General features: G+C 66.7%; 1 protein-coding gene. It reads right to left on the reverse strand.

What is annotated here, in order from left to right:
• On the reverse strand, positions 1–207 hold a 207-nt coding region (locus MKL09_RS07085; RefSeq protein ID WP_244019157.1), incomplete at both ends, for a phage tail tip lysozyme.

Raw genomic sequence — 207 nt, forward strand, 5'->3', positions numbered from 1 at the left:
ACGTCAGTCCAGTCGACCCCCATCTTGTCGGCGAACGCCTTGAGCTGCGTGAACCGTTCTGCGTGCCACTGCGCGGTGCCGAAGCTCGTCGGGCGACCGCTCGCATCCGGGTCGCCCTTGATCGTCGGGTCGAGGTTCGCGGTCGACTCGCCCTGCATGGTCGCAACAAGGGCCCTGGCAGTTTCCAGATCCGCACCCATGCCACCC

The sequence above is a fragment of the Methylobacterium sp. J-048 genome, assembly GCF_022829515.1.
In the GTDB taxonomy this organism is placed as follows: domain Bacteria; phylum Pseudomonadota; class Alphaproteobacteria; order Rhizobiales; family Beijerinckiaceae; genus Methylobacterium.